The organism is Sphingopyxis sp. BSNA05, from assembly GCF_013265645.1.
In the GTDB taxonomy this organism is placed as follows: Bacteria; Pseudomonadota; Alphaproteobacteria; order Sphingomonadales; family Sphingomonadaceae; genus Parasphingorhabdus.
In genome coordinates, this window is record NZ_PYIA01000092.1 from 54,440 (window position 1) to 77,914 (window position 23,475).

At 56.0% G+C, this 23,475-nt stretch carries 24 protein-coding genes and 3 pseudogenes; 15 read left to right on the plus strand and 12 right to left on the minus strand.

The genetic code is table 11. The annotated features are described in order from the left end of the window. Positions 1–47 precede the first annotated feature (47 nt). Both C8024_RS10440 and dmpG read left to right on the plus strand, forming a co-directional pair. Positions 48–964, plus strand: a pseudogene (locus C8024_RS10440) (acetaldehyde dehydrogenase (acetylating)). Then, entirely contained in the window at positions 964–2,004 is a 1,041-nt protein-coding gene (dmpG, locus tag C8024_RS10445) for a 4-hydroxy-2-oxovalerate aldolase (RefSeq protein WP_089133693.1), read from the plus strand. Before C8024_RS10440 ends, dmpG begins: the two are co-directional and overlap by 1 nt. Positions 2,005–2,102: 98 nt before the next feature. Here the strand turns inward: dmpG and C8024_RS10450 are convergent, their stop codons facing one another. Beyond that, the gene (locus C8024_RS10450) at positions 2,103–3,758 is read right to left on the minus strand and encodes a class I adenylate-forming enzyme family protein (RefSeq protein WP_089133692.1); all 1,656 of its coding nucleotides are present in this window, start codon (positions 3,756–3,758) and stop codon (positions 2,103–2,105) included. A gap of 97 nt (positions 3,759–3,855) precedes the next feature. Here C8024_RS10450 and C8024_RS10455 point away from each other — a divergent pair, with 97 nt between their 5' ends. The 3 genes from C8024_RS10455 (at position 3,856) to C8024_RS10465 (ending at position 6,186) form a co-directional block, all read left to right on the plus strand. Then, complete coding sequence (locus C8024_RS10455; RefSeq protein ID WP_173204815.1) at positions 3,856–4,827, plus strand: NADPH:quinone oxidoreductase family protein; 972 nt, start codon at positions 3,856–3,858, stop codon at positions 4,825–4,827. A gap of 149 nt (positions 4,828–4,976) precedes the next feature. Next, complete coding sequence (locus tag C8024_RS10460; protein WP_089133690.1) at positions 4,977–5,276, plus strand: hypothetical protein; 300 nt, start codon at positions 4,977–4,979, stop codon at positions 5,274–5,276. 52 nt (positions 5,277–5,328) lie between these two features. After that, entirely contained in the window at positions 5,329–6,186 is an 858-nt protein-coding gene (locus tag C8024_RS10465) for a protocatechuate 3,4-dioxygenase (RefSeq protein WP_173204818.1), read from the plus strand. On the opposite strand, the gene C8024_RS20240 is transcribed toward C8024_RS10465, so the two are convergent. Then, a complete protein-coding gene (locus tag C8024_RS20240; protein WP_217272140.1) occupies positions 6,167–6,445 on the minus strand; it encodes a hypothetical protein in 279 nt (92 codons plus the stop codon). The two genes, C8024_RS10465 and C8024_RS20240, sit on opposite strands and share 20 nt — an antisense overlap. On the opposite strand from C8024_RS20240, the gene C8024_RS20245 reads away from it, so the two are divergent. The 6 genes and pseudogenes from C8024_RS20245 to C8024_RS10485 all read left to right on the plus strand — a co-directional run bounded on the left by C8024_RS20245 (position 6,395) and on the right by C8024_RS10485 (position 10,628). Next, positions 6,395–7,192 (plus strand): Rieske 2Fe-2S domain-containing protein, encoded by a 798-nt coding sequence (locus C8024_RS20245; protein WP_367947275.1) that lies wholly within the window; start codon positions 6,395–6,397, stop codon positions 7,190–7,192. The two genes, C8024_RS20240 and C8024_RS20245, sit on opposite strands and share 51 nt — an antisense overlap. Next, entirely contained in the window at positions 7,114–7,500 is a 387-nt protein-coding gene (locus C8024_RS20250) for an SRPBCC family protein (protein ID WP_254305796.1), read from the plus strand. The genes C8024_RS20245 and C8024_RS20250 overlap by 79 nt, the downstream gene beginning before the upstream one ends. 36 nt (positions 7,501–7,536) lie before the next feature. Beyond that, entirely contained in the window at positions 7,537–8,064 is a 528-nt protein-coding gene (locus C8024_RS10475) for a 3-phenylpropionate/cinnamic acid dioxygenase subunit beta (protein ID WP_173204887.1), read from the plus strand. A gap of 198 nt (positions 8,065–8,262) precedes the next feature. Then, positions 8,263–9,165: pseudogene (locus C8024_RS10480) on the plus strand (NAD(P)/FAD-dependent oxidoreductase); the annotation flags it as partial. A gap of 6 nt (positions 9,166–9,171) precedes the next feature. Continuing rightward, positions 9,172–9,489: an oxidoreductase C-terminal domain-containing protein gene (locus C8024_RS23345; protein WP_367947276.1), complete on the plus strand. Its 318-nt coding sequence runs from the start codon at positions 9,172–9,174 to the stop codon at positions 9,487–9,489. Between the two features lie 374 nt (positions 9,490–9,863). Continuing rightward, positions 9,864–10,628 (plus strand): 2-keto-4-pentenoate hydratase, encoded by a 765-nt coding sequence (locus C8024_RS10485; protein WP_173204831.1) that lies wholly within the window; start codon positions 9,864–9,866, stop codon positions 10,626–10,628. 112 nt (positions 10,629–10,740) lie between these two features. On the opposite strand, the gene C8024_RS10490 is transcribed toward C8024_RS10485, so the two are convergent. The 5 genes and pseudogenes from C8024_RS10490 to C8024_RS10505 form a co-directional block, all read right to left on the minus strand. After that, positions 10,741–11,283 carry a DUF5681 domain-containing protein gene (locus C8024_RS10490; protein ID WP_173204833.1) on the minus strand — a complete coding sequence of 181 codons (543 nt, stop codon included), beginning with the start codon at positions 11,281–11,283 and terminating at the stop codon, positions 10,741–10,743. A 22-nt stretch (positions 11,284–11,305) separates the two neighbouring features. Next, positions 11,306–11,794 (minus strand): DUF5681 domain-containing protein, encoded by a 489-nt coding sequence (locus C8024_RS10495; protein WP_173204835.1) that lies wholly within the window; start codon positions 11,792–11,794, stop codon positions 11,306–11,308. Beyond that, positions 11,791–12,837: a site-specific DNA-methyltransferase gene (locus C8024_RS10500; protein WP_217272141.1), complete on the minus strand. Its 1,047-nt coding sequence runs from the start codon at positions 12,835–12,837 to the stop codon at positions 11,791–11,793. Before C8024_RS10500 ends, C8024_RS10495 begins: the two co-directional genes overlap by 4 nt. Before the next feature lie 6 nt (positions 12,838–12,843). Continuing rightward, a pseudogene (locus tag C8024_RS23350) lies at positions 12,844–12,966 on the minus strand (ParB N-terminal domain-containing protein); the annotation flags it as partial. A gap of 820 nt (positions 12,967–13,786) precedes the next feature. Next, a complete protein-coding gene (locus C8024_RS10505; RefSeq protein ID WP_173204838.1) occupies positions 13,787–15,091 on the minus strand; it encodes a hypothetical protein in 1,305 nt (434 codons plus the stop codon). Between the two features lie 725 nt (positions 15,092–15,816). Between C8024_RS10505 and C8024_RS10510 the strand changes: the two genes are divergently transcribed. Continuing rightward, the gene (locus tag C8024_RS10510; protein WP_100093142.1) at positions 15,817–16,617 is read left to right on the plus strand and encodes a nucleotidyltransferase family protein; all 801 of its coding nucleotides are present in this window, start codon (positions 15,817–15,819) and stop codon (positions 16,615–16,617) included. Positions 16,618–16,704: 87 nt separating this feature from the next. Here C8024_RS10510 and C8024_RS10515 read toward each other — a convergent pair whose 3' ends face one another. Next, the gene (locus C8024_RS10515) at positions 16,705–16,965 is read right to left on the minus strand and encodes a hypothetical protein (protein ID WP_173204841.1); all 261 of its coding nucleotides are present in this window, start codon (positions 16,963–16,965) and stop codon (positions 16,705–16,707) included. 379 nt (positions 16,966–17,344) lie between these two features. On the opposite strand from C8024_RS10515, the gene C8024_RS10520 reads away from it, so the two are divergent. Both C8024_RS10520 and C8024_RS10525 read left to right on the plus strand, forming a co-directional pair. Continuing rightward, positions 17,345–18,238, plus strand: a complete 894-nt coding sequence (locus C8024_RS10520) for a glycosyltransferase family 4 protein (protein ID WP_173204844.1) — start codon at positions 17,345–17,347, stop codon at positions 18,236–18,238. Continuing rightward, positions 18,196–18,453, plus strand: a complete 258-nt coding sequence (locus C8024_RS10525; protein ID WP_173204847.1) for a hypothetical protein — start codon at positions 18,196–18,198, stop codon at positions 18,451–18,453. The genes C8024_RS10520 and C8024_RS10525 overlap by 43 nt, the downstream gene beginning before the upstream one ends. Before the next feature lie 78 nt (positions 18,454–18,531). On the opposite strand, the gene C8024_RS10530 is transcribed toward C8024_RS10525, so the two are convergent. Genes C8024_RS10530 through C8024_RS10545 form a run of 4 tightly spaced genes read right to left on the minus strand, consistent with a single transcriptional unit; the run spans position 18,532 to position 22,687 of the window. Beyond that, entirely contained in the window at positions 18,532–21,057 is a 2,526-nt protein-coding gene (locus C8024_RS10530) for a TonB-dependent receptor (RefSeq protein WP_173204850.1), read from the minus strand. A 57-nt stretch (positions 21,058–21,114) separates the two neighbouring features. Next, the gene (locus C8024_RS10535) at positions 21,115–21,513 is read right to left on the minus strand and encodes a nuclear transport factor 2 family protein (RefSeq protein ID WP_173204853.1); all 399 of its coding nucleotides are present in this window, start codon (positions 21,511–21,513) and stop codon (positions 21,115–21,117) included. Further along, on the minus strand, positions 21,513–21,944 hold the full coding sequence (locus C8024_RS10540) for a nuclear transport factor 2 family protein (RefSeq protein WP_173204856.1): 432 nt from the start codon (positions 21,942–21,944) through the stop codon (positions 21,513–21,515). The genes C8024_RS10535 and C8024_RS10540 overlap by 1 nt, the downstream gene beginning before the upstream one ends. Further along, the gene (locus tag C8024_RS10545) at positions 21,944–22,687 is read right to left on the minus strand and encodes an aspartate/glutamate racemase family protein (RefSeq protein ID WP_173204859.1); all 744 of its coding nucleotides are present in this window, start codon (positions 22,685–22,687) and stop codon (positions 21,944–21,946) included. The genes C8024_RS10540 and C8024_RS10545 overlap by 1 nt, the downstream gene beginning before the upstream one ends. Positions 22,688–22,821: 134 nt before the next feature. On the opposite strand from C8024_RS10545, the gene C8024_RS10550 reads away from it, so the two are divergent. After that, complete coding sequence (locus C8024_RS10550; RefSeq protein ID WP_173204862.1) at positions 22,822–23,475, plus strand: GntR family transcriptional regulator; 654 nt, start codon at positions 22,822–22,824, stop codon at positions 23,473–23,475.

Sequence of the window (23,475 nt, forward strand, 5' to 3'; positions counted from 1 at the left end):
CGTTTAAACATTCGCGAACAAGCTCAATTCAACTGAAAGAAGAAGAGATGGATAAAATCAAATGCGCAATAATCGGGCCGGGAAATATCGGTACCGATCTTCTATACAAACTGCTGCGTTCCGAGGTTCTCGAACCGGTTTGGATGGTGGGCATCGAACCCGAATCTGAAGGGCTGGCCCGCGCGAAGGAACTGGGACTCAAGACCACTGCAGAAGGGGTCGATGGGTTGGTTCCCCATGTGATTGAAGATGGAGTTCAGATAGCGTTCGATGCAACTTCGGCCTATGTTCATGCGGAAAACAGTCGCAAGCTTAATGAACTGGGTGTCCTGATGATCGATCTGACGCCGGCTGCCATCGGCCCGCTGTGCGTTCCGCCGATTAACCTGAAAGACCTTGCCGGGCGTAAAACCATGAACGTCAACATGGTCACCTGCGCCGGGCAGGCCACGATTCCGATGGTCGCTGCGGTCAGCAGCGTGCAGAAGGTGGATTATGCTGAAATCATCGCCACCGTCGCTTCGAAGTCGATCGGCATGGGCACGCGCAAAAATATCGACGAGTTCACCCGCACGACCTCCGCTGCGGTAGCCAAGGTTGGCGGCGCGACGAAAGGCAAGGCTATAGTGATCGTGAATCCGGCGGAGCCCCCGCTTATGATGCGCGATACGGTTTTTGCGAAACCGCCGATGAACCCGACCAGGAAGCTATCACTGCCGCCGTCCACGAGATGATCGCTGCCGTGCAACAATATGTCCCCGGCTATCAGTTGAAGAACGGGCCGACTTTCGAAGGCCGTAAGGTGTCGATCTTCCTTGAGGTTGAGGGACTTGGCGATTTCCTTCCGAAATATGCCGGAAATCTTGATATTATGACTGCAGCCGCTGCCCGCACCGCCGAAATGTTCGCTCAGGACATTCTGGATGGCCAGCTTAAACTAGAACCCGTGAAGGAGAACGCATAATGACGCTGGATGATCAGGTCAGAGGACGTAAGCTGAAACTGCATGACATGTGCCTGCGTGATGGTATGCATTCGATGCGCCATCAAATTACTCTGGATCAGATGGTCGACATCGCCTCGGGTCTTGATGATGCCGGAGTACCCTTGATTCAGGTCACCCATGGTGACGGGCTGGGGGGATCGTCTCTCAATTACGGGCGCGGTCTGCATTCGGATCGTGAATATATTTCGGCAGTGGCCAAAGTCGTTAAGAATACAACCATTTCGGTCCTTCACGTTCCGGGCATCGGGACGCTGGACGAATTGCGGATGGCCGCTGATAGCGGAGCCGGTTGCGTTCATGTGGCCTCCCACTGCACCGAGGCTGATGTTACCGAACAACATATCGGTCTGGGGCGCGAACTTGGCCTCGATACGGTCGGCTTCCTGATGATGGCGCATATGACTACGCCTGAACATTTGATCGAACAGGCATTGCTGATGGAAGGATATGGGGCGACAACAATCTATTGCGTGGATTCGGCCGGCTACATGCTACCCGATGACGTAACAATTCGCATTGGCGGGCTGCGCACAGCCTTGCAGGATGCGACCGAGATCGGTTTTCATGCCCATCACAATCTTGGCATGGGTGTAGCAAATTCGCTGGCGGCAGTGGCGGCCGGCGCGGATCGTATCGATGGTTCGGCGGCCGGACTGGGCGCTGGAGCGGGCAATACACCGCTGGAATTAATGGCCGCCGTCAGCGAACGGATGGGTATCGAAACCGGCGTCGACCTGTTCAAGCTCATGGACGTGGCGGAAGACCGGGTGCTGCCGATCATGCCGCAACCGCCCCGTGCAGACCGGGATTCTATCACGCTCGGCTTTGCGGGTGTCTATTCGACCTTCTTGTATCAAGCCAAGGAAGCGGAGCAGAAATACGGCCTATCCGCGCGCGACATCCTGATTGAATTGGCTCGCAAGAAGATGATCGGCGGACAGGAAGACATGATCGAGGACACAGCTCTATCAATGGCCAAGGAACGCGACCTGGTCTAGCCTGTGTTTGGCGAAAAAAGGGGTCGGGTGGCGGTGTAATTCCGCTGCCCGGCCCATTTCGCCATGTTTCGTACGGAATGGACCCGCATGCGAGCCGATCAGCGCGGAGTGTGGCCTTCGCGTTCACGCAGGTCCAGCCGTGAAATCTTCATATTTTCATTGCGCGGAATTTCGTCGACGATCGACAGGATCGTCGGAATTTCCATCGGTGAAAGACGTCCAGTGAGAAAATCCTTGAGCTGCTCGAGATCAAGCTGCTCTCCCCGGCGCAAACTTACAATAGCTTTGGCGGTTTCACCCCGGTAATCGTCGGGTACGCCGATGACCGCCGCCTCTCGGACAGCGGGATGGGCCAGAATCGCGCTTTCAATGTCAGCAGGGTAGATATTGAAGCCGCTAGCAATAATCATGTCCTTCAGCCTGTCACTAACGGTAACCAGCCCCTCTTCATTCATCGAACCCAGATCGCCGCTGCGGAAGAAGCCGTCGACAAATGCCTGCTCCGTAGCTTCAGGACTGCGCCAATATTCCTTCATCACCTGCGGACCGCGTAGACAGATTTCGCCAACTTCGCCGGCTGCCGCCTGTTGATGGGGATCATCGGTCTTGCGGATTTCCACTTCGGTGAAGGGCAGAGGAATACCGGTGAACTGCGCAAGTTTACGCTCAGGCGGGGAATAGACGACGGCAGGGGCGGTTTCGCTCATGCCGTAAAGAGTGGTGATCCAGTGGCCGGTGGCCTGCATGAATCTTTCCTTCAGCTCTGCTGGGACCGGTCCCGCACCGCACTGAACGCATTTCATCCCTGACCAATCAATCGGTCGTTCCCGCGCCGCCTCAAGCAAAGCGATGGCCATCGTTGGGGCCATCAGAAGAATGGTGATCTTCCGTTTTTCGATCAGGTCGAGCGTCTTCATCGGATCAAAGCGCGGAAGCGAAACCAGTTCGCCCGCCAGTTGCATCGTGAAATTTTGAACCGGGCCAATCCCGCCCGCATGGGTCACCGGCGCGGCGGACAGCATTACTTCCCTGCTCGGTTCAAGATGGGGATACCAGCTAACCATTTGGGCCGAATTAACCAGCAGATTGTGATGGGTGAGGACCGCAGCCTTGGGCACACCGGTGGTGCCGCCTGTGAACTGCAGCACCGCCGGATGAGCGATAGGATCGAAAATGGCTCGCTCCGCCGTCCCGTCAGCGGCTAGCAAGTCGGGAATGGTCTGCACGGCTGAGCGGTTCTCTGTCCCTTGCAGCGCGATGGCTTCGCGCGGATCCTGTGTAAAGGAACCGACCAGCAAGGGCACGGGATGGCCGATGTGATCGCAAATCTGTTGCGCTTTGGCAAGCAGCCCGGGCTCATCGAAAGTGATGATCGCTTTCAGGCTGCTGTCGACACATTGCCCGGCCAATCGCTCCGCGCTGTATAATGGATTAAGCCCGACATAGACTGCACCGATTTGCCACATCGCGAAACAGCCGAGCGTGAACAGGGGATGGGGCGGGCCCATATAGCCAACTCTTTCCCCCGGCTTGATACCCATTTGAGAAAGCCCGGCCCCGATGCGTGACACAAGTTCGGCGACCTCACCATAAGAGAGCGTCCAATCCTCTAGCGTTAGGCAGGGCCGGTCAGCAAAATCACGGGCGGCATCATCGAGCAGCCCGACCAGCGCGCGTGGTTCGGGGAGGGAAAGGTCGCGGGCACTTTGGGGATAATGGTCCTGCCATGCGTGTCCGTCATTGCTCGCTACCATGAATAATTTCCCCTTTTGCCGATACGACTTGTCAGTATATGGTTCTCTCCATACTGGTGCGAATGGATAATATGCAAGAGGGGAATGAATTGAAACTATGCAGGCATGGGTCGTTAGCGAATATGGCAAGCCAGAAGATCTGGTGTTCGACCGGATTCCCGTTCCTCCATTGGAACAAGGCGGTCCGAATGCGGTCGATACGCTGGTGAAGGTGGAGGCTGCGGCGCTCAATTTCGCTGACGAAATCGCCATCGCGGGCCGCTATCAGGACCGTATTGAGCCGCCATTTGTCCCCGGTAACGAGCTTGCCGGAACAGTCGTCGAGACCAGCGCAGACTCGCGGTTTCAGCCTGGTGACAGGGTCGCTTGTCAGGTTCGCAGCGGTGCCTTCGCGGAATATTGCGCGGTTGCATCAGATCGATTGATGGCGATTGGAGACATCGATGCCCGCGCCGCCGCTGCGCTTCCGGTTTCCTATACCACGGCGCATGTTGCCTTGTTTCAAAAAGGCAATCTGACTGCGGGTCAGACGGTCCTGATCCACGCTGCGAGTGGCGGTCTCGGGGTCGCAGCGACCCAGCTTGCCCGGTCCGCCGGAGCCCGCATTATCGCCACGGCTGGGTCAGAGGAAAAGCGCCGCTTCGCAATCGAAAATGGCGCGGACCATGTCATCGATTACCGCCAGCCGGATTGGTACAAAGAGGTCAAATCATTGTCACCAAATGGCGTCGACATCGTGGTTGATCCGGTCGGCGGCGCAACTTCGGAACAGAGTCTGCGGCTGCTCGCCTGGCAGGGAAAACTGCTCATATGCGGATTCGCGAGCGGCGAGATACCAGCGCTGAAGGCGAATTACATGCTGGTAAAATCAGCCAGCGTGCACGGCGTTTACTGGAGCTTTGACCGCGATCCCGACGAAATCCGCGCGATCCAGCAAGAACTGGTCGAGCTTTGTGCCGCAGGCGGGATTCGCCCGCTGATTCGGGATGTCTATCCAATGGGTGAGTTGGTCGCGGCGATGAAGGCACTGCGATCGCGAGAAACGGTCGGTAAAGTTGTGCTGTCTTAGTAACACCGCAGAAAAGCACAGAAAAATAGGTAAGTCGGCGGCCCCAAAATTGCCAACCATACGCAAGGGTATTGACTCATTCCTGCCAATGTCTAAAAAGACACTGGGGATTATCCCCGTCGTCGCAATGCAAAAAGAAAGCGAATGGGATGAGCTACGGGGCTGTCGAGCAATTGTTTTATGACGTGAGTACTTCACGTAACCGGAAGGAAGCATTTCGCGAAGATTCCGGAGAAGTCGCGGGCAAATATGCACTCAGCGAGACCGAACGCGAGATGGTTATTTCAATGCAGGTAGAAAACCTGTTCGAATACGGAATCAATCCGATGCTCTTGATGGGCTTTTGGACCAGCGTCCGCGGACCGCAATCAATGCCCGAATATCTTGCCCGGGTTCCCAAGCTTGCATCACGGTTGGAAGCGTCGAGCGGCGGTAAGGATAGTTTGTAGTTTGCGCGACATCACGTCGCCGAGTTTTCGACACACAGGAGAGAGTTGTTAAATGGCGAATATCGTTGGCGGCTATATAATGCCGCATGACCCCTTGCTGTTCGTAAATCCGCAGAAGAAGGAGCGCGATCACCTTCTCGCGGTCTATTCCCGGATATGCGATAAGGTTCGCGCATCGGGCGCGACCAAAGCGATAATTTTCGGCGCCGACCACTATATTCTGTTCGGCCCGCGCTGCCTGCCGCAGTTCCTCATCGCTACCGGCGAGCTGCATGGTCCGATTGATCGGCTGCCAGGCGTAGCTAATGCACCGATTGCGAGCGATCCGGACTTCGCCAACTACCTGGTGAAACACGCCCACGGTAGCGGGTTCGATGTATCCGTCGCGCGCGATCTGGGCGTGGATCATGCAATCGGCGTTCCGGCCCAACTTGCCCTTCCGACCGACGGATCGGTTCAGACCGTTCCCGTTTACATGGCCAGCGGCGTCGAGCCATATGTTCGCCTTCAGCGGGCGTATGAGTTCGGGCAGATGGTGCGCGATGCGGTTGGAGGCATGCCGGGTGACGAACGCGTCGTACTGATCGGCAGTGGTGGGATCAGCCACTGGGTCGGCACAGGGGAAATGGGCCGAATCAACCCCGAGTTCGACAAGAAGGTCCTCGATGCCATCGTGTCCGGCGACCCGTCCACGCTGCTTTCGATGACCGACGAAGAGATCATGCGCGACGGGGGCAATGGGGGCATGGAAATCCGCCATTATCTAGCGGTGATGGGAGCCCTTCCGGCTGGCCGGGGAGAAGTGCTTACTTACGAAGCCTGGTCGGGCGGTGTCACTGGCCTAGCTTTGCCGAAATCCTACCGGCCTGATGGCGGCAGGAAAACCAATTTCAATAGGAGAATAGGGTGACAAACCTATCCACAAAACGGACGATAAAACGGAACTCGCCTCCAAGGTCAACGACTGGGTTGATGCGGAAGAAGGTTACATTGATCGCCGGATATTCTGGGACGATGCGATCTACTCGCTCGAGCTCGAGCGAGTTTTTGCACGCTGCTGGATTTTCGTTGCGCACGATTCGCAACTGCCAGAGGTCGGGGATTTCCTTACCACTACGATAGGGGAGGATGCGGTGATCGTTTCGCGCGGCGAAGACGGCAAGATTCATACTTTCCTCAATTCCTGTTCCCACCGCGGCAACCGCGTGTGTTTTGCCGAAGTTGGCAAGACCCGCCGTTTCACATGTAATTTCCACGGCTGGTCATACGGCCTCGACGGCAGTCTGAAGAGCGTCAGCCGACCAAAGTCCTACGATGGCAAGTCCAATTTCGATAAGTCTCGGCTCGGCCTCCACCAGGCTCGGGTGGAGAGCTACAAGGGCATGCATTTTGCTTGCTTCGATCCGGACGCACCCTCGCTAGAGGAATATCTGGGCGACTTTCGCTGGTATCTCGACGTCATTCTCGACAATGACGAAGGCGGCATCGAATTTATCGACGGCAACATCAAGTCCCGCCTCAAGTGCAACTGGAAGTTCCCAGCAGAAAACTTCGTAGGCGATTCCTACCACGCTCCATGGACGCACAGTTCGGCTCTCATCGCCATGTTCGGCAAACAGCCGACGATGCGGCCCGATCGTTCCTATCACGCCAACGTCAATGGCCACGGGTGGGAGTTCGGCCTGGATTTCATCGGCAACGCGGCCACGCTCAATTCGCCGCAAATCGTCGAATATCTGCGTGAACACGAGGCGAGGTTTGCCGAACGGCTGGGGAAGGTCCGCAGCAGGATGGTCGCCTCGCTCAGTTCAGCCAATGTTTTCCGAACCTGTCCTTCCTGGCCGGGCACAATACCTTCCGCACGTGGAACCCAAAAGGTCCGAGAGAAACGGAGCTTCATACCTGGGTATTTCTGAACGCCAATGCCCCGGAGGAGCTAAAGAAAGAATATCGCCGCGGCGTAATGCTGACTTTCTCTCCAGCAGGGGTCTTCGAGATGGACGACGGTGAGAATTTCGAAAATTGCACCGCTGTCAATGCAGGTGTCGTCACGCGACGACAGAAACTCCATGCTGGAATGGGCCTCGATTCGCGTATCGAACACGAGGAACTGAAGGGCAATGTCCATCAGAGCCAGATCAACGAAGCGAACCAGCGGGCGTTCTACCAACGCTGGGCCGATCTAATGAATGCAGAAACCTGGGCCGACGTACCAGTCCGCTAAATACCAGTTTGAGGTGACCGTGAACCAAGCCGAAAAATCGAAGCCCGCGAACATCGAGCAGTTTCCGTCGATCTTGTTATCGAAATTCAGCAATTTCTCTATCGCGAAGCCCGCCTACTCGACGGCGAGCATTTGCATGAATGGCTGGAATTGCTGGCAGACGACATCCACTATTGGATTCCAGGGATGCAAACACGCTACCGGAATGACGACGCCAAGTTAAGCCCCACAAGGATGGCCTTTTTTGACGACGATCTCGAATATCTCAAGATTCGCGTAGCCCGCGCCAAGCAGCCCTCCGCATGGGCTGAAGACCCGCCGACCCGGCACTTTCATCTTGTGAGCAATATCGAGGTCGAACCGACCGATACCCCCACCGAATGGACCGTTCATTCACTAGTTATCAACAATCGCCACCACGCGGAGGATGACGAGATGGAGCTGAAGGCCAGACGCGTCGATCTGATCAGGCGGGATACGGACGGCTCGCTGAAACTGGCCCGTCGCAAAGTGATCTTGCAGCAGACCGTTTTGCAAGCAAAGAATATTAACACATTCCTTTGATTTGCATAGCTCGCCATTCGCATGCTGTATCGTTGCCTTTGGGTACCGATCCTGAAGAGCGTTATTAAGGATCGGGGTAGCTTCTTCAGACACGGCTATTGTATGGCATGGACCGACGACTTTCGCGAACCGACTGAACACTCAATGCATGCTTGCCGCAGTAGAGTCGTGATTATTCTGGAGAAGGAGGGATAACAGATGGAGAAATACGATGTTCTGATCGTCGGCAGCGGACATGGCGGTGCTCAGACTGCTATTGGGCTGCGTAAGAAGGGTTTCGGCGGAAGCATCGGGTTGCTCGACCGCAGTCGCGCCCTCCCCTACGAAAGACCACCTCTTACGAAGGAGTATCTCTCTGGAGAGAAAATCTTCGAAAGGATACTTATTCGACCTGAGAAATTTTGACGGGATAGGGATATACATCTGCTAGGTGGGAGCAACGTTTCTTCACTCGATCCTCTGGCGAAAACAATTTCCTGTGGCAACGGTCAGTAATATGCATACGAGCAGCTTGTTTGGTCAGCGGGTGGTGATGCGAACCGCCTTACCTGCGATGGATCGGACCTACGTGGCGTACATACTTTGCGCTCCAAGGCAGATGTGGATGCTTTAATCGATGACATGAAAGCAGGAACAGAGCGGTGTACGATAATAGGTGGTGGCTACATTGGCTTGGAAGCGGCAGCAGTGTTTCGAAAACTTGGCCATACAGTCGTCTTAGTAGAAGCTTTCAATCGTGTGCTTTCCAGAGTGACTGGTCCCGAAGTTTCCCGCTTTATTCAAAATGAGCACGTGAGCAGAGAAGTAAAAATACACCTCGAATCAGGTGTCAGCCGCATCGAGGGAGACGGGGGACTTCTGACTGGCGTTGTACTCGAAACAGGCGAGGTGATTCAAACCGACATCGTTCTTGTCGGCATCGGAATTAAACCATGCATTAATGCATTGGCCAAGGCAGGCGCGAAAACCGCGAACGGAGTCGAAGTCGACGAATATTGCCAAACCACACTACCCTGTGTGTATGCAATCGGGGATTGTGCCGCTCACATAAATCCGTTTGCGGAAGGCCAGCGCATTCGGCTCGAAAGTGTCCAGAACGCCAACGACATGGCGAACGTCGTCGCGAGTGTGATTTGCGGCAGCTTTGAACCATATCACGCAACACCTTGGTTCTGGTCCGATCAGTATGACTTGAAAATTCAGACGGTAGGACTGAGTGCGGGATACGATGACTCTGTTACACGTGGTGATCCATCCAATCGGTCCTTTTCGATTGTATATCTGAAGAATGGAAAAGTCGTCGCTCTCGATTGCGTTAATTCCATGAAGGACTATGTGCAGGGTAGAAAGCTTGTCGAGGCGGGATTGGTAGCGGCACGTAAGGACCTTGCCGATACCTCGCGCGAGCTTAATGAATTGCTTTGAAGTCCGGCGGATAGACGGTTCAACACGTCCACTTTGATCGGGACCGGGCGATAATACAAACTCTTGTTGAATTTAAAGGTGCCGTTTGACGGAAAATTGGCTCTGGAAAGAAGTAAGCGCCCGGATGCGCTGCATCCCAATGTTGATCATGTCTGTCTTCGAGTTGATCCATGGGATGAGAATGCGTTGATCAACTATCTCAACACCTTTGGCATAGTAGCAACGGTTGAAAGACGTTACGGCCGGGAATGTTGGGGGCCGTCGATTTACATATCGGACCCCGGAGGTAACCGGATCGAATTGAAATGGCTCCCCAAGTAACCGGCCAGTGGAAAGGGTCCAAGAGAACGCCGTATTGAGAAATAGGAATGATGATGAATAGTGAACAAATAGCTGAAGTTGCAAAACAATTTCATAATGCCAGAGATGAGGGTTCCCGTCTCGATTTGATAACCAAGGCTCATCCTGAATTGTCGATGGAAGATGCATATGAGATTGCGCGCAAGACAGCCATGCTGACTGGATCATCAATCACCGGGTACAAACTAGGTTTCACGAGCGCTGCCATGCGTCAGCAGATGAATATCTCCGCCCCGAACTATGGACGCCTGACCGCAGATTTGCATGAAAGTGAGCTGTCTCAGGGAAAGTTGGTACACCCTCGTATTGAACCGGAAATCACATTACTGATTGGAAGTGATATCTCCGAAATGCCAGGTACAATTGAAGCTTGTTGGGATCATATCGAGGCAGTCATGCCGAGTCTGGAAATAGTCGACACTCGCTTCCATCGCTATGATTTCACGCTGGTTGATAACACCGCCGACAATAGTTCCGCAGCTGGATATGTAATGGGGGCACATCACAAACCCGATGCGATCATGAATCAGCAAGTCAGGGTGCGGCTTTCCGGCGGTGATACTAAACCTCTATTCGGATCTTCCGAAGACGCACTGGGCGGCCCGGTCGAGGCATTTTACTGGTTATGCCAGAAACTGATACCCTTGGGCGAAACTATCAATGCGGGTTCGCTGATTATGACCGGAGGGCTGACTGCCGCTCCGTTCCTTAAAAACAGGACAAAATTTCTGGCCGAATTTGAAAACTTGGGTTCGGCAACATTTACTTGGGAGACTTAGTATCGAAGCAGAAAGGCAATCATAGAGAACTCCATCCTATCTAGCTGTATTTTCCAGCGATTCGGCAGGATATCGCTGCCACAAGGTTTGAGCCCGCTATGGGCGTAAAACATCATTCACCTTTGGCCTCCCACCAGTCGGGCCAATTAACCTTGCTGGGCGTCCGCGCCGCACTCCACACCTCTTGCTGTTCTTGAATAGTCAGCCGCCTTTCACCCAGACGCTCAAGAGCAGCCTCGACGATCCAAGGGTTCAGTTCCCATCGCACGCGCTTTTTGTCTGCGGGGTATTTCATCTTTGCCAAACCAAGCGGTTCCAAAATCGCATCAGCGCCAGAGTTGACCGCCGACAAGATGATAGTATCGATATCATGCCTGTCGTCGCCGCGCTGCGTGCGTGCTTGTTCGATAGCATCAAGCGAGTCACGGGCAGCTGCACTGTCGCCCGCGAGCCCTTTCTGGGTCAATTGAAGCAGAAAAGCCTCCGCAGCGGTTACACGGCGCTCGCGGCCATCCTCGCGGATAGTCACCATCTGGCCAAGGACGGCATCATAGGGGATGGATTTATGCCGGTTCTTGGGACGTCCCTTTGGATTCCCGGACCGGCCCTTCTTGAAACGCATTGCGGTTGGCGGTTTGCCGTAGCCTTCAGTCATCCAATCCTGCCCCGGGGCCACTTCAAGCTTTCGGGGTCAAACGTGAAGAACCTAATATTCTTGACCTCTCGGTTATCAAATTTCTTGCGGCCAGGACGCTTATTGCCGCCTGGGCCGCCCAGGAATGGACTTTCCATCTAGTTGGAAAACTCTGCTCGGGTTCTGCAATACCCAGAATACGAAGAGCCTCATCCGCATTGTCAGTTGAGTAATGTTGCTTGAGCTCGATTATCCGGCCCGGGACGGGGTTCTTCTTCTCGAGTGCCCTTTCCCGTTTCTCGATCATTGCGAGCACTTTGCGGATTGCCAAACGCTTTCCTGCAAGAGCATCCTTGAAGGTCTGCTGCTGCAAGGCCTCTTCAACTGTGGCCTCGCGCGCTTTTCCATTTTGGGTAATGGTCAATGTCTTGTCGAGAATGATCTCGAACGCCGATACATTAGGCCTGCGATGCTTGCGGGGACGTCCCTTGGGATTGCCGGATTGACCAGCCTGAAAGCGCGTACTGCTCATGCAGCTACATCCTCACCATCGCGGAATAACAGCTGCGGCTCGTGGCCGGTCAGATCGCTCCAACGCTGCATCGCAAGGTCAACATAGGCAGGATCAATATCGAGGCCGCGGAAGGCGCGGCCCACGCGCTCGGCGGCAATTAAACTGGTGCCCGAGCCGAGGAAGATGTCGAGAACAAGCTCGCCCTGCCTTGTGACATCGCAGTAAGCGTCCGCCACCATCGCCACTGGCTTGACCGTTGGGTGAAGCGCCAAGTCCTCGCGGCGTGAGCCGCGCATGGAGTTGACGCTGGGATAATCCCAGACATTGGTCCGATTACGGCCATGCTTGCCAAGTTCAACATTATTGACATGCGGTTCATCGCCAACCCGGTAGACGAACACCATCTCGTGCTTCGACCTGTAGAGCGAGCCCATCCCGGCATTGCTCTTGTTCCATACGCAAATGTTGAGCAGGTCGCCGTAGATGTCACCGACCGAAGCGGTCACATCATCCATGTGACGCCAGTCCATACATATAAAATGGACCGCTCCGCCGCGTGATACTTTTGCGCACGCGCCTAAAGTATCAGCAAGGAACGTCCTGAACTCGGCTTCGTTCATTTCGCCCGATGCCATTGCGAACTCGCGGTGACGCCCCTTGGCATTGGCGTGGCCGTTGATCTTCACGTTATAAGGTGGATCAAGGAAAGCGCAGTCGGTCAAAGCACCCTCGCCAACTACTTTCTGCAAGAACACAGCATCACGCCCATCGCCGCAGGCAACCCTGTGCTCGCCGAGCTGCCATATATCGCCGGGCTGTACGCGTGGGTTTTCAGGGACAGCAGAAATCACTTCGTCATCCGGGTCTTCACTATCAGCGAGCACGACGTCGATCTCGCCTGGGCTGAAGCCGGTCAGGCCGAGGTCAATGTCCACTTCTGGCAGCGATAGATCGGCCAGCTCCAGCTTGAGAATTTCAACATCCCAACCTGCATTGAGCGCGATCTTGTTATCAGCAAGACGCAGCGCCTTCTTCTGCGTTTCGCTGAGGCTGGCAAGCACGATGACCGGAACCTCCGTAAGGTTCAGGTCCTTGGCGGCACGCAGCCGGCCATGCCCTGCAATAATGTTGCCTTCAGTATCAGCAAGTATGGGATTGGTGAACCCGAATGCACTGATGGACTCTGCGATCTGTGCGACCTGCTTTTTGAATGCGTTCGCGCATTACGCGGATCGGGAACCAGCTTTCCGATCTGGATATAACTTACCTTGAGGCGGCGATCGGCAGAATCGTCTGCGAGCGATTCGTTTATGTACATAAGAAGAACATATCAGGATCATATGTTCTCATCAAGAGCTATTCTTTACAGCAATCTTTGGCGATATTTCAACTGGATCCGGCGACCGCTAAGATTCCTGTTCTGACGATTAAACCCTCTGTTGCTGGCGATCGGGGTCCCTGTTCGGAGGAATTAATTCCCTGTTCCGTCGATTAACAGGAAAACGGTTTTTTGCATTGCTATACTACTGTAAAGTCTCACAAGTTTCCCACCATATCCAATCAAAATCACCCAAATCGGCCTGTTTTGGGTCCAAAACGACCATTTTTCCCTGTTAATTCCCTGATAACAGGGAAATTCACGGTGAGACCCGTTCGCTACAGACTGCGTCGCGCACCATTTCAGACTTTACCCGGAAAACCGCCATTGCTGCCCGGGCCAGGCAGTCAGGATGAGCACCAAGTCTGCAGAAGCAGGCCGCAGAGCGCAACAAGCGCATTTGGGTTCATTGCGAACCAACGGCGCCTGGCTCGCAACGTCATGCAAGCAGACAGCTTCCTCGACGCGATTGGAACGTCAGCTTCCGCCCCAATCTCAGTCGTTCGACACGCTCAGTCTATTCCCCAAAAGCGGACGTAGTTCGCTGAAGTTGGGATGCCGATAATGGGAGGAAGACTATGTTCGGCTTTTATGCAAATTGACGCAGTGGCGCGCCAAAGGTGTTGAGACCGTCATTCGTCGGCTTCAGTAGGTCCGTCCATTTCTGTCCACGAAAGTCCGCTCAGAATCTCCCATGCGGCAAGGAAGTGATCATGAGCGATGTAACCAAATTTCGGAAGGTCATAGGAGAAGTAAATCTCGTCCGTGCCTGTCCGATAGCAATGTGCCATGTAATCGGTAAAAATGGTGCGGAGAAGCCCGGTAAGCCTTATGTGCATATTGTGGCAAATGACAGCTTCGATCATGCTAGTCTTGAATCCCCACCAATCAGGCACGCTGATCTCTGGACGAACGGCAACGCCGTTCCGGCTGATGAAAAACTCTTGAAACGATTCCTGCATGATACGGATTATCTGCCCCATGAACGCCGAATGCAGGTTCCCCAACCAGTATTCATTCCCCGCCACTTGATCGACAATGGCTTGGACAGCATCCAAGCGGGACTGATCGGATGCGCCGAAAACTGTGCCGTCCGGGGCAGAGGCTCGAACCGGGTTGAACGGATTTACGACGCAAAGAACGAGCGTGTTTGGATATGGGAAGGCTGGGCAGACTTCAGCCCAATACTGCCGAGCATATACCAATCCATGCAGCCCTGCGGTCTCAAGCCGCTGAGCGATTAGGCCGGTCATCGTCTTGAACGCATCTTGTGAGTAGTCCGGCGGCGCACCCCCCGGCTCTCCAGTATCAATCCACCCATCAATCAGCGGGAACGATGCCGTTACAACGGTCATTGAGCTATCATCTAGGACGTTGTTTTCGACCCAGCGGTAATAAAGCTCGCTTGGGTAATACGCTTCAAGCAAGATTTTCTTGCCGTCAATTATCGGAATGAACGCAAGGGCGTTCTTGTCATTGATAATCAGCTCTTGAGCCAAAGCGTCCCTCACGCCCCTTCCTTCCAGCGGGGCAATCAGGATTGATTGCAGGCTGGACTCTGACAGTGGCGGAAAAAGCGTGCAGAAATGATTAGCATAGCCCAAAAGTTCGGTGAATGCCTGACGCTCCGTCTGGCCGGACTTTTTCAACTCAATGATAACGAGGTCGCCGGAATCTACGATGCTTCCGAGTAGGTCAATTCGGGTCGTAGTGTCGCTATCTCGAACCAACCGAATCTCTTTCCCGTCCAGCTGGAGCGTTTCGAGATTTTCGATCATCTTGTTGATCTTTGTCTCGGTTCGATTTTGCAGGAGCTGCGCGATGCTGGGAAAAGTATCCTGCGGTAAGGCGAGAGGCTCTCGCTTTTGAATGATCAATGTGTGGAGATCATCTTTGTGGTTGTTGAATAGTAAATCCCTTATTTCGTTTTCAGTCATGTTTGGCCTACGGCTAATATTTGGAGATACGCTATAGCTTCTGTATCATTTGACTGAAGTGTCCAGTAAATTTGGGGATGGGCCATCCGCCCGCGTAGTTATCTGTCGAGTAGCGGCGACATTGCCGTCGTCGACCAGCTGCTGAATGAATGGCGGGTTACTGCACTTAGCGATCGAGAACCCGACATTCCGCTTCCCACCCACTTATTGCCATCGGGGCGCAAGCAGATAATTCGTGGTCAATGGCCGCTCTGAAGATGAACATGCTTTAGGAATGGGGCAACCGTGACCGATGTGCTCGCCCGAGGGTAGGTCGGCTGAAATTCAGCAATGATTCGCGTGCCCGTCTTTAAAGCCTATGGGGCACCTTTACAGACAAATTGCGGAGTGGATTGCGGCTCCCGCGCAGGCCGGATGGTTGCGACTATCTGCCGATTTGGAAACTTTCCCTCTTGAGCCGCTATTCCCGCATCCCTCCGGCAGGGAAACAGCCGGTCAGGCAAAATCATCGATGACCAGCCATGCCGGGGACGGGCCTCGGCACCGGCGCCTGATTTCTAGCGGATAATTGCGCTGTGTAACCACCGGCACCGGTTGGCCGAAGATAATATGTCTTTGGTCGGAAGCGGGTTGCGATCGGGCGGCCGCCAAATATGCAATTGACTATGGTTAAAGGCATGAGGCAATGTTCCCTGGTCGAGAACCATGAAGTGATGGTAATTTAGATGTCCGCAAATGTTATCCTGCTCGCTGCCCAGCGCCCCGGAATCACCGATCCGCTGGCCACTGCGCACAATATGTCCCACAAATGCATCATTCCTATCGGCGGCAAACCGCTGATCATGCATGTGCTGGAGACATTGACCAGCCATCCCGCCGTGGCCGACATCGGCATCTCGATCGAACCGGACGCATTTGCCGCGCTCGCCCCGATCATCGAGGCACTGGGAGATAGCGGCAGGCAGATCCGCTGTATCCCCTCCGAACCGAGCATCACCGACAGCGTCATCGCCGCGATGGACGAAATGGGCGACACGCCCACCATGATCACGACGGCGGACAATGCGCTGCTGACCGCCGTCGCCATTCAGAAAATGGCCGACGCGCTGCTGTCCGATGCGGATGTCGCGGTTGCCCTGACCACCAAGCCCGCCGTGCTGTCGACCCATCCGGAGGGGCAGAACCGTTTCTACACATTTTCGGACAATCATTATTCGAATTGCAATCTTTACGGCCTGTCCGGCACCCATGCGCTGGCGGCGGCGGAAATTTTCCGCGGCGGCGGGCAATTTGCCAAGAAAATGGGCCGGATCGTCGAAAGCTTCGGGGTGCTGAACCTGCTGTTGCTGCGGTCCGGCATGGTCAGCCTGGATTTCGCAATGCGGCGGATATCCAGACGTATCGGTCTTCGCGTCAAGCCGGTGGTCCTCGAAGAGGGGCGCAATGCGATCGATGTGGATAATGAGCGGACATATCGGGTTGTTGCCAAATTGCTGGAGCAGGACGCGAAACGCGCCAGCGGATAGCCGGCCCCTGCAAAATTGACCCCGATGATCATGGCGGGGGAAACCTCCACGGGAATGGATGGACATATCGTCCGGGCCAGCGCGCGGTCAGGTGGAACCCGTTTCACCGCCCTCGCGCAGCCATTTCAGCGAACCGGGATTCATGCCCTTGAACTTGGGCGCACCGGATAGCGGCGCCAGAAGCAGGGGACTGTCGTCCGCAAGCTGCCATTTGATGCGGTGATAGAGCTTCGAGCGGGTCAGTTCACTGCTGACGAGATACAGATCATCATCGACCTGATACCCGTCGCCATGGAGATCGAGCGGGCTATCGGGGCTTTCCGGGCAATATAAGAGATAAAGGGTCATGACGGATCAATAGCTCTCCCGAGCCGTACAGGCGAGGGGATTTCGGCATCGCGCCGCGCCGAGCCCGTTTGCGGCCCTGTTGCCGCTTGCCGGGACGATCGCGGCTGACCGCGTCGCTTCGCCCGGTTTTGCGGACCGGCAGCCTGATTCGCGGCCTGCCATTCGCGGCCCCTGCCCCTGTATATAATCATGGCTGGCCAATATTCTCGCAACCCGACCACAGGATTGGCGCAGAAAATCCGCAGAATATCATGAAAACCGCCAGTATTTCTTACGAATATTTGTCTTAACCGGACAACAGGCTTGATCGCGTTTGAATTTGTTAACCAGCTTGGTGCGATATGGCTTACTATTCTGGCTCCAGCAGGGAACACAGATAGTGAAATCAATATTGGTGATCGGCGCTCGTGGCATCCCGGATGTCGAGGGCGGCGCCGAGAAAAATGCAGAACGGCTATTTCCCCTGATTGCCAGCCGGGGCTGGAAGGTGTGCATTGCCGGGATGAAGCGCCATGTGCAAAGCGACCATTATCGTGGCGTCGCGCTCTGGCGCGCGCCGTCGGTGGGCCTGCTGGCAATCGACCGGCAGCTCTATGCCATGGCGACATTGTTCAAGGCGGTCCGGACGCGGCCGGATATTGTCCATTTCACCGGCCTGAAATCCGCCCTGCTGCTGTGGGCCTACAAGCTGATCGGCTGCAAGACTGTTGTCTGCTATGGCGCCAATTGTCACGCCACCCCGTCGAGCGGTCCCGCGAAATGGATCATGGATTGGGCGAAATACCAGCTGCGCTGGGCCGACCGCATCATCGCCGTGACCCCGGCGCTGGCCAGAAAACTGGATGGTCCGGGCGGACTGGACAATATCCATGTGATCGGCAACGCGCTCGACAAAGCCGAACATTATCCGGATGATCTGCCCGCCCCGGTCAGCGGGGACTATATATTGTTCGTCGGCCAGATATCGCAGAAGAAGAATATCCACAGCCTGATTTCCGCCTTCCGCATATTCGCCAAGAACCATCCGCAGATGCAGCTGGTGATCGTCGGCGACTGGAGCAAGAACAGCGGTCGCAAGCAGATAGAGGATCTGGGGGACGAGCGGATCGTGCTGCTGGGCAGCCTGCCGCGGTCAGGTCTCGCGCCGCTCTATCGCGGTGCCCGCTTCTTCGTGAACCCGTCGATCCGCGAAGGCCATTCCAACACCCTGCTCGAAGCGATCAGCCTCGGTTGCCCGCTGCTGCTGAGCGATCTTCCGGAAACCGGGACCTGAGGCTCAACGCCAAACATTATTTCAGCCCCGGCAATATCCGCAGCATGGTCAGCGCGCTGGTCCGGGCCAACGCCAATCCCGCAGTGTTTCGCGTGGACGCCGCGCGCTTCCCGCACTGGGAAGAAATCGCCGAGCAGACGATTGGCCTCTACGAGAAACTGTTCGCCGACGACGGCGCCCGCGAGACATCCCGGGCCCGGCCGTCGCGGGCCTAGGAGCCCGGCGAGGGCCAGCTATATCGACGGCCGAACGAACCGCTCGGCGCCCAGAGGCCGCCATGTGGCGGGCCGTCCTCAGAATTTATAGCCGACCTCGACACCGAAGCGGCGCAGGCCGCCGGGCGACACAAAGGACCCGCCAAATTCGACCGCGGTGATCACCTCGTTAAGATAGCGCTTGTCGAGCAGATTGTCGGCAAAGGCGGTGATGTTCCAGTTTTCGCCTTCCAGTCCGAAACGCAGATCGAGTACGCCAAAGGCATCGCGCTCGGTGATCGACATGTCCGCGTCACCGACGAAGGCGGGCAGCGCCAGGGCAGAGCCGGGCAACAGACCGCTGAACAGGGTCGGGCCGGTGTCTTCCTGCACCGTGTGGAACCAGGTCGGGCCGGTGATGCGATAGTCTGCGCGCATCACCAGGTCAAAACTCTCGGCAATCGGTGCAACCATCTGGGTGCCGAGGTTGATCGTATAGTCCGCGGTGTGCGGCGACTTGTTGCCCACCGTATAGGGGCGGGAAGCATTGGCCTTGATCTCGCTTTCGGTGAGATTGACCGAACCGAAAATATCCCAGCCTTCGACAATTTCCGCATTGGCGTTGAATTCCACCCCGTAGATGTCAACCTTGTCGATATTCGAGACCACCCGCAGCAGGCCGAAGGATCCGACGAAAAATTCGAAGAACTGCATGTCGTCGACCTTGGTATAATAGCCGGCAAGATCGAAGGTTATCGCGCCATTGGCAGCCGAGCCCTTGAACCCGGCCTCGAACGCGCTCGAGGTTTCCTTGCGGTAAATATCGTTGATCAGAACGTTGGTGCCGAGGAACTGGTTGAAATTCTGGTCGACAATCGCAGCGGAACCCTGGTTGTTGAATCCGCCCGATTTGAAGCCGATGCCCCAGTTGGCATAGAAGTTCAGATCGTCGGTCAGGCCGTAGCGCAGGGAGAGTTTGGGCTGCAGCTCCTTGAAGGTTTCCTTCTGGTCGGGGATCGCGCCAAAAGCCTGGCCGGGGTTGATCGGACCGCCGGTGATCGGATCGGTTACCAGCGGCACCCGGCTGGAGACTTCCCGCTGTTCGATATCGTAGCGCAGGGCCAGGCTGACATCGAAATTGTCGGCGACCTGATAGTCCAGCGAGCCGAAAGCAGCATAGACATTGGTGTTGAAATTGTCGGAAAACAGCTGCGAGGTCGGGTTGCTGCTGTCCGCGTCATTGTACAATTCGCGGATGATACCCTGACCGAGATCGGCACCGAGGCTGATTCCGACGTCGCGGTCGATGTTCAGATAATAGGCTCCGATCTGCCAGGCCAGCGGCCCGTCGCCATTCGACGCCAGCCGGACTTCCGCGCTGATGTCCGTCTGTTCGCGAATCTGATATTGGGTGCCGTCGCAGGTGGTCGGGCTATAGGCACCGAGCGTTGATCCATTGACCGGATCAAAGATGAACGGGATCGGATTGTTGCCGATGAAGGTCGGCGCGTTGAGCGGAAAGCCGGTCAGTTGCGCCGTGCTGGTGAAACAGGCGTTCGACGCCGCCACCGACGCGGGCGTCGCGCCGGGGAATGTATAGCGCGCAAAATCCGCCGACGTGCCGTCGGCCGTCAACGCCTGGTCGACGTCGCTGTAGAGCGCCCATGCGGTCAGCGTCATCGTGTCAAATTCATGCGTCAGCTTGACCGATGTTTCGAAGGTGGTCTGGTCGTTGGTCGGACGGATATTGGAATAATAGCCATATTCGTGATCGTTCACATCTTCGAAAAAGGCCGGATCCACACCCGCGAAATTGGGGAGATGGAAGGCCGTGTTGAAATTGATCGAAGCGCCGGAAAGATCGGCATAGCGCGCCTTCACATCGATTTCGGTTGAATCGCCCAGTTCGGCGATGAACCGGCCATCCACCGACCAGGTTTCCTGATCATCGACCACCTTGCGGTTGTCGAGGAAGCTGTTGCGGTAAAAGCCGTCGCTGGTGTTGTAGGACGCCGACAGCACCAGACCGGCGCTGTCACCAATCGGTGTCGAGATATAGCCCGAGGCCTTATATGTATTGTCTTCTGCAGCGCTGAGCTTGACGCCGCCTTCCAATATATCACCGGGCTTGAGCGTCTGGATGACAATCGCGCCGGCGGCGGCATTGCGACCGTAAAGCGCGCCCTGCGGACCTTTCAAAATCTCGATCTGGCGCAACGTGCCCTGATCCTGGTTGAGCTGCGCGGTGTTGGTCTTGAGGATGCCGTCGACCACCAGAGCAACCGAACTCTCCGCGTCGCGCGCGCCGTTGATGCCGCGAATGTTGATCTGGGTATCACCCGCTTCCGCGGTGCCGCTGACAATCGTCACGCCGGCGGTCAGCTGGACAAATTCATCGGCCTGCTGGACGCCGGTACGGTCAAGCATGTCGGCGGTGAACACCGTGACCGATGCCGGCACCTCGGCGAGCAGTTCGTCCTGGCGCCGGGCGGTCACGATGATGACATTGCTGTCCTGTCCTTCGCTAGCACCCTGCTCACCCCCGGTTTGGGCGAGAGCCGGATTGAAGCTTACCAGCGCGGCGAAACCGGCTGAAAGTGAAAGAGCTGTTTTGATGCGACGCATTGTTGATTCCTTCCCTGAATGGAATGATTTGCGGGCCTTTTGACCCGTCAAACAAATTTAAACGAGCACATTGGCTCCGCTCATATAGACATAGACTTCCTGAAATTTGCCGTCCCGGACCCGCCAGAAATTGGTGTTGTTCAGCAATGTGACGCCCCCGTCGGCATCGGTCAGCTCGGCGACAAAGGAGGCGGCGATCCGGCCGTTCGCCTCGTCGACGGTGCAGGTGAAATCGCGGTGGACGATGGTTTCATAGGCCCCGAAGAAATCCTCGAACATCCGCCGGATTTCTTCCTTGCCACTATGGCGGGTAAAATCGGTTTGGACGCAAAACAGCGCGCCGTCGTGGAAACAGTCGAGCGTGGCTTCCATATTTTTGGCGTCAACATTGCCGAAATAGGTTTTGATGGCGAGCTCGATCAACTCATCGCGGGACAGTCCGGGTTCATATTGCATCAGACGTCTCCCTCTTTCAGCAGATTGTCGCCGCTCATATAGACGGTGACGTCCTGGAACAGGCGGTCCTTGCAATAGAAGCGGTTGCAATTTTCATAGCGCAGCTGCTCGCCGCCATTGGGGGTGATCAGCACCGTGAACTGCGAACAGATCGCGTTGGATGCCGGGTCGGCGGTGTGGACAAAATTGCCGTGCCAGATCTGCTCGAAATCGGCGAACAGCTTTTCGAACATCGCCCGGATCGCGTCGCGCCCGTTGTGGGTGGTATCAGAAGTTGCCTCGTGCAGCACCGCATCGGGCGCGAAACAGTTGAGCACCTGGGTCATATTCTTGTTATCGACGCCGTCGAAATAGCGCTTGGTCACGATGTCGATATAAAATGGATAAGGCAGGGGCACCTGGCCTGCCATTCCGGGTGTCCAGTCAGTCATCAATACCATCCCTTTCGAATATCGTCGTCCTTCGGCACTTCGGGCGCCGGAAAGGCTTTCTTGCTGTGGGTCAGGCCGAGTTCGATCAGCGTTTCGAGAAATTTATAGGCGACCTGCCCCGGATTGAGCACCGGGATCGGCAGGTTATCGTCGAGATATTTGGCCGATTGGTGCATGGTGGTCGAACCGAGGACGATGACGTCGGCACCGTCCTCTTCCATCGCCAAAGTCGCCTCTTCCCGGAGCTTGTCGAAAATCACCTCTTCCTTGCCCGCGAGCAATTCGGTGACATCGGGCCGGGTCTCGATCGAGCGCAGCGAAGCGACCCGTTCCCACCAGCCATATTCGGTGATCGTCTTTTCGTAGAGCGGGAACCATTCCGGCCACATCGTCAGCACCGTGAATTTCTTGCCCAGCATCATCGCTGCGGCAAAGGCCGCTTCGCCGGGACCGACCACCGGAATATTCAGCCGCGATCGGAGCGCCCGCATGCCGCTGTCGCTGACCGTGTCGATCAGGACGCCGGCATAGCCTTCTTCCTCGGCCTTGATGCCGGCCTGGAATACCGTCCAGTCCATCAGCAATGTGTCATGATAGCTGTCGCCCAGCGCCGCGCCCCAGGGAACCGCTACAAATTCGGGCTGGAAACCTTCGCGGACGAAATCAGCGGGCAATTGCTCGGCTCTGGCCGCCACACCTTCCGCGTCCATCGGAATAGGAACGATGACCTTGATCCGTTTCATAGCGATTGCGGCACGTGCATAGCGAAAATCCCCCTTCGCTCTTTCTATTGTATACAATTATGATCCGTCAAGAGGAAACTGCCGGCCCTGCTCGGGACTTGCCCATCGCCGGATATTCAGCCAATAGCCATTGCATGAGCCGTGCTTCCGACCGTGCCTATCGAAAAATACGCAGCTTCATCCTGTCCGGAGAGGTGTGCCCGGGTATGCAATTGACCGAGGAGCGGCTCGCCGAGATTTCCGGCGTCTCTCGGACACCGGTGCGCGACGCGGTCCAGCGGCTGGAAAACGAGATGCTGCTGGTGCGCAGCGCGTCCAAGCGGCTTTCGGTGGCGGACTGGTCGGACGATGAGATAGACGAGATGTTCACGCTGCGGGCAATGCTCGAATCCCACGCCGCCGAGCGGGCCGCGCTGCGGATGGATGCGGACAGCCTGCGGCGGCTGCGTGAAATCAACGAGGGCCTGACCAGGGCGGTGAGCTTGCCGGAGCCCGACGTGATGGCCTTTCTGGACGCCAACCGGAAATTTCACGATCTGATTCTCGCCTGCGCACAATCCCCCCGATTGAGCAAGCTGCTGCCGGCGCTGGTCGAACAGCCGGTGGTTCGCCGCACGGCCAATCAATATTCGCTGGAGGACCTGATCCAGTCGGGCACCGATCATGACGAACTGATCGCCGCTTTCGCCGCCAAGGACCATGTCTGGGCGAGCGCGGTGATGACCAGCCATATCCGCCGCGCCTTCCACAGTTTCAGCGGCGCCACCAGAATGGCCGACGAGGACTAG

Coding starts and splice junctions, on each gene's coding strand:
- C8024_RS10465 (WP_173204818.1), top strand. CDS start 5,329: ATGGCGAATATCGTTGGCGGCTATATAATGCCGCATGACCCCTTGCTG.
- C8024_RS10530 (WP_173204850.1), bottom strand. CDS start 21,057: ATGCGTCGCATCAAAACAGCTCTTTCACTTTCAGCCGGTTTCGCCGCG.
- C8024_RS10540 (WP_173204856.1), bottom strand. CDS start 21,944: ATGACTGACTGGACACCCGGAATGGCAGGCCAGGTGCCCCTGCCTTAT.
- C8024_RS10515 (WP_173204841.1), bottom strand. CDS start 16,965: ATGACCCTTTATCTCTTATATTGCCCGGAAAGCCCCGATAGCCCGCTC.
- C8024_RS10460 (WP_089133690.1), top strand. CDS start 4,977: ATGAGCTACGGGGCTGTCGAGCAATTGTTTTATGACGTGAGTACTTCA.
- C8024_RS10490 (WP_173204833.1), bottom strand. CDS start 11,283: ATGACTGAAGGCTACGGCAAACCGCCAACCGCAATGCGTTTCAAGAAG.
- C8024_RS20240 (WP_217272140.1), bottom strand. CDS start 6,445: ATGAATCTTGCCGTCTTCGCCGCGCGAAACGATCACCGCATCCTCCCC.
- C8024_RS10510 (WP_100093142.1), top strand. CDS start 15,817: ATGTCCGCAAATGTTATCCTGCTCGCTGCCCAGCGCCCCGGAATCACC.
- C8024_RS10495 (WP_173204835.1), bottom strand. CDS start 11,794: ATGAGCAGTACGCGCTTTCAGGCTGGTCAATCCGGCAATCCCAAGGGA.
- C8024_RS10450 (WP_089133692.1), bottom strand. CDS start 3,758: ATGGTAGCGAGCAATGACGGACACGCATGGCAGGACCATTATCCCCAA.
- C8024_RS10550 (WP_173204862.1), top strand. CDS start 22,822: ATGAGCCGTGCTTCCGACCGTGCCTATCGAAAAATACGCAGCTTCATC.
- C8024_RS23345 (WP_367947276.1), top strand. CDS start 9,172: ATGGCGAACGTCGTCGCGAGTGTGATTTGCGGCAGCTTTGAACCATAT.
- dmpG (WP_089133693.1), top strand. CDS start 964: ATGACGCTGGATGATCAGGTCAGAGGACGTAAGCTGAAACTGCATGAC.
- C8024_RS10535 (WP_173204853.1), bottom strand. CDS start 21,513: ATGCAATATGAACCCGGACTGTCCCGCGATGAGTTGATCGAGCTCGCC.
- C8024_RS10505 (WP_173204838.1), bottom strand. CDS start 15,091: ATGACTGAAAACGAAATAAGGGATTTACTATTCAACAACCACAAAGAT.
- C8024_RS10455 (WP_173204815.1), top strand. CDS start 3,856: ATGCAGGCATGGGTCGTTAGCGAATATGGCAAGCCAGAAGATCTGGTG.
- C8024_RS10545 (WP_173204859.1), bottom strand. CDS start 22,687: ATGAAACGGATCAAGGTCATCGTTCCTATTCCGATGGACGCGGAAGGT.
- C8024_RS10485 (WP_173204831.1), top strand. CDS start 9,864: ATGAATAGTGAACAAATAGCTGAAGTTGCAAAACAATTTCATAATGCC.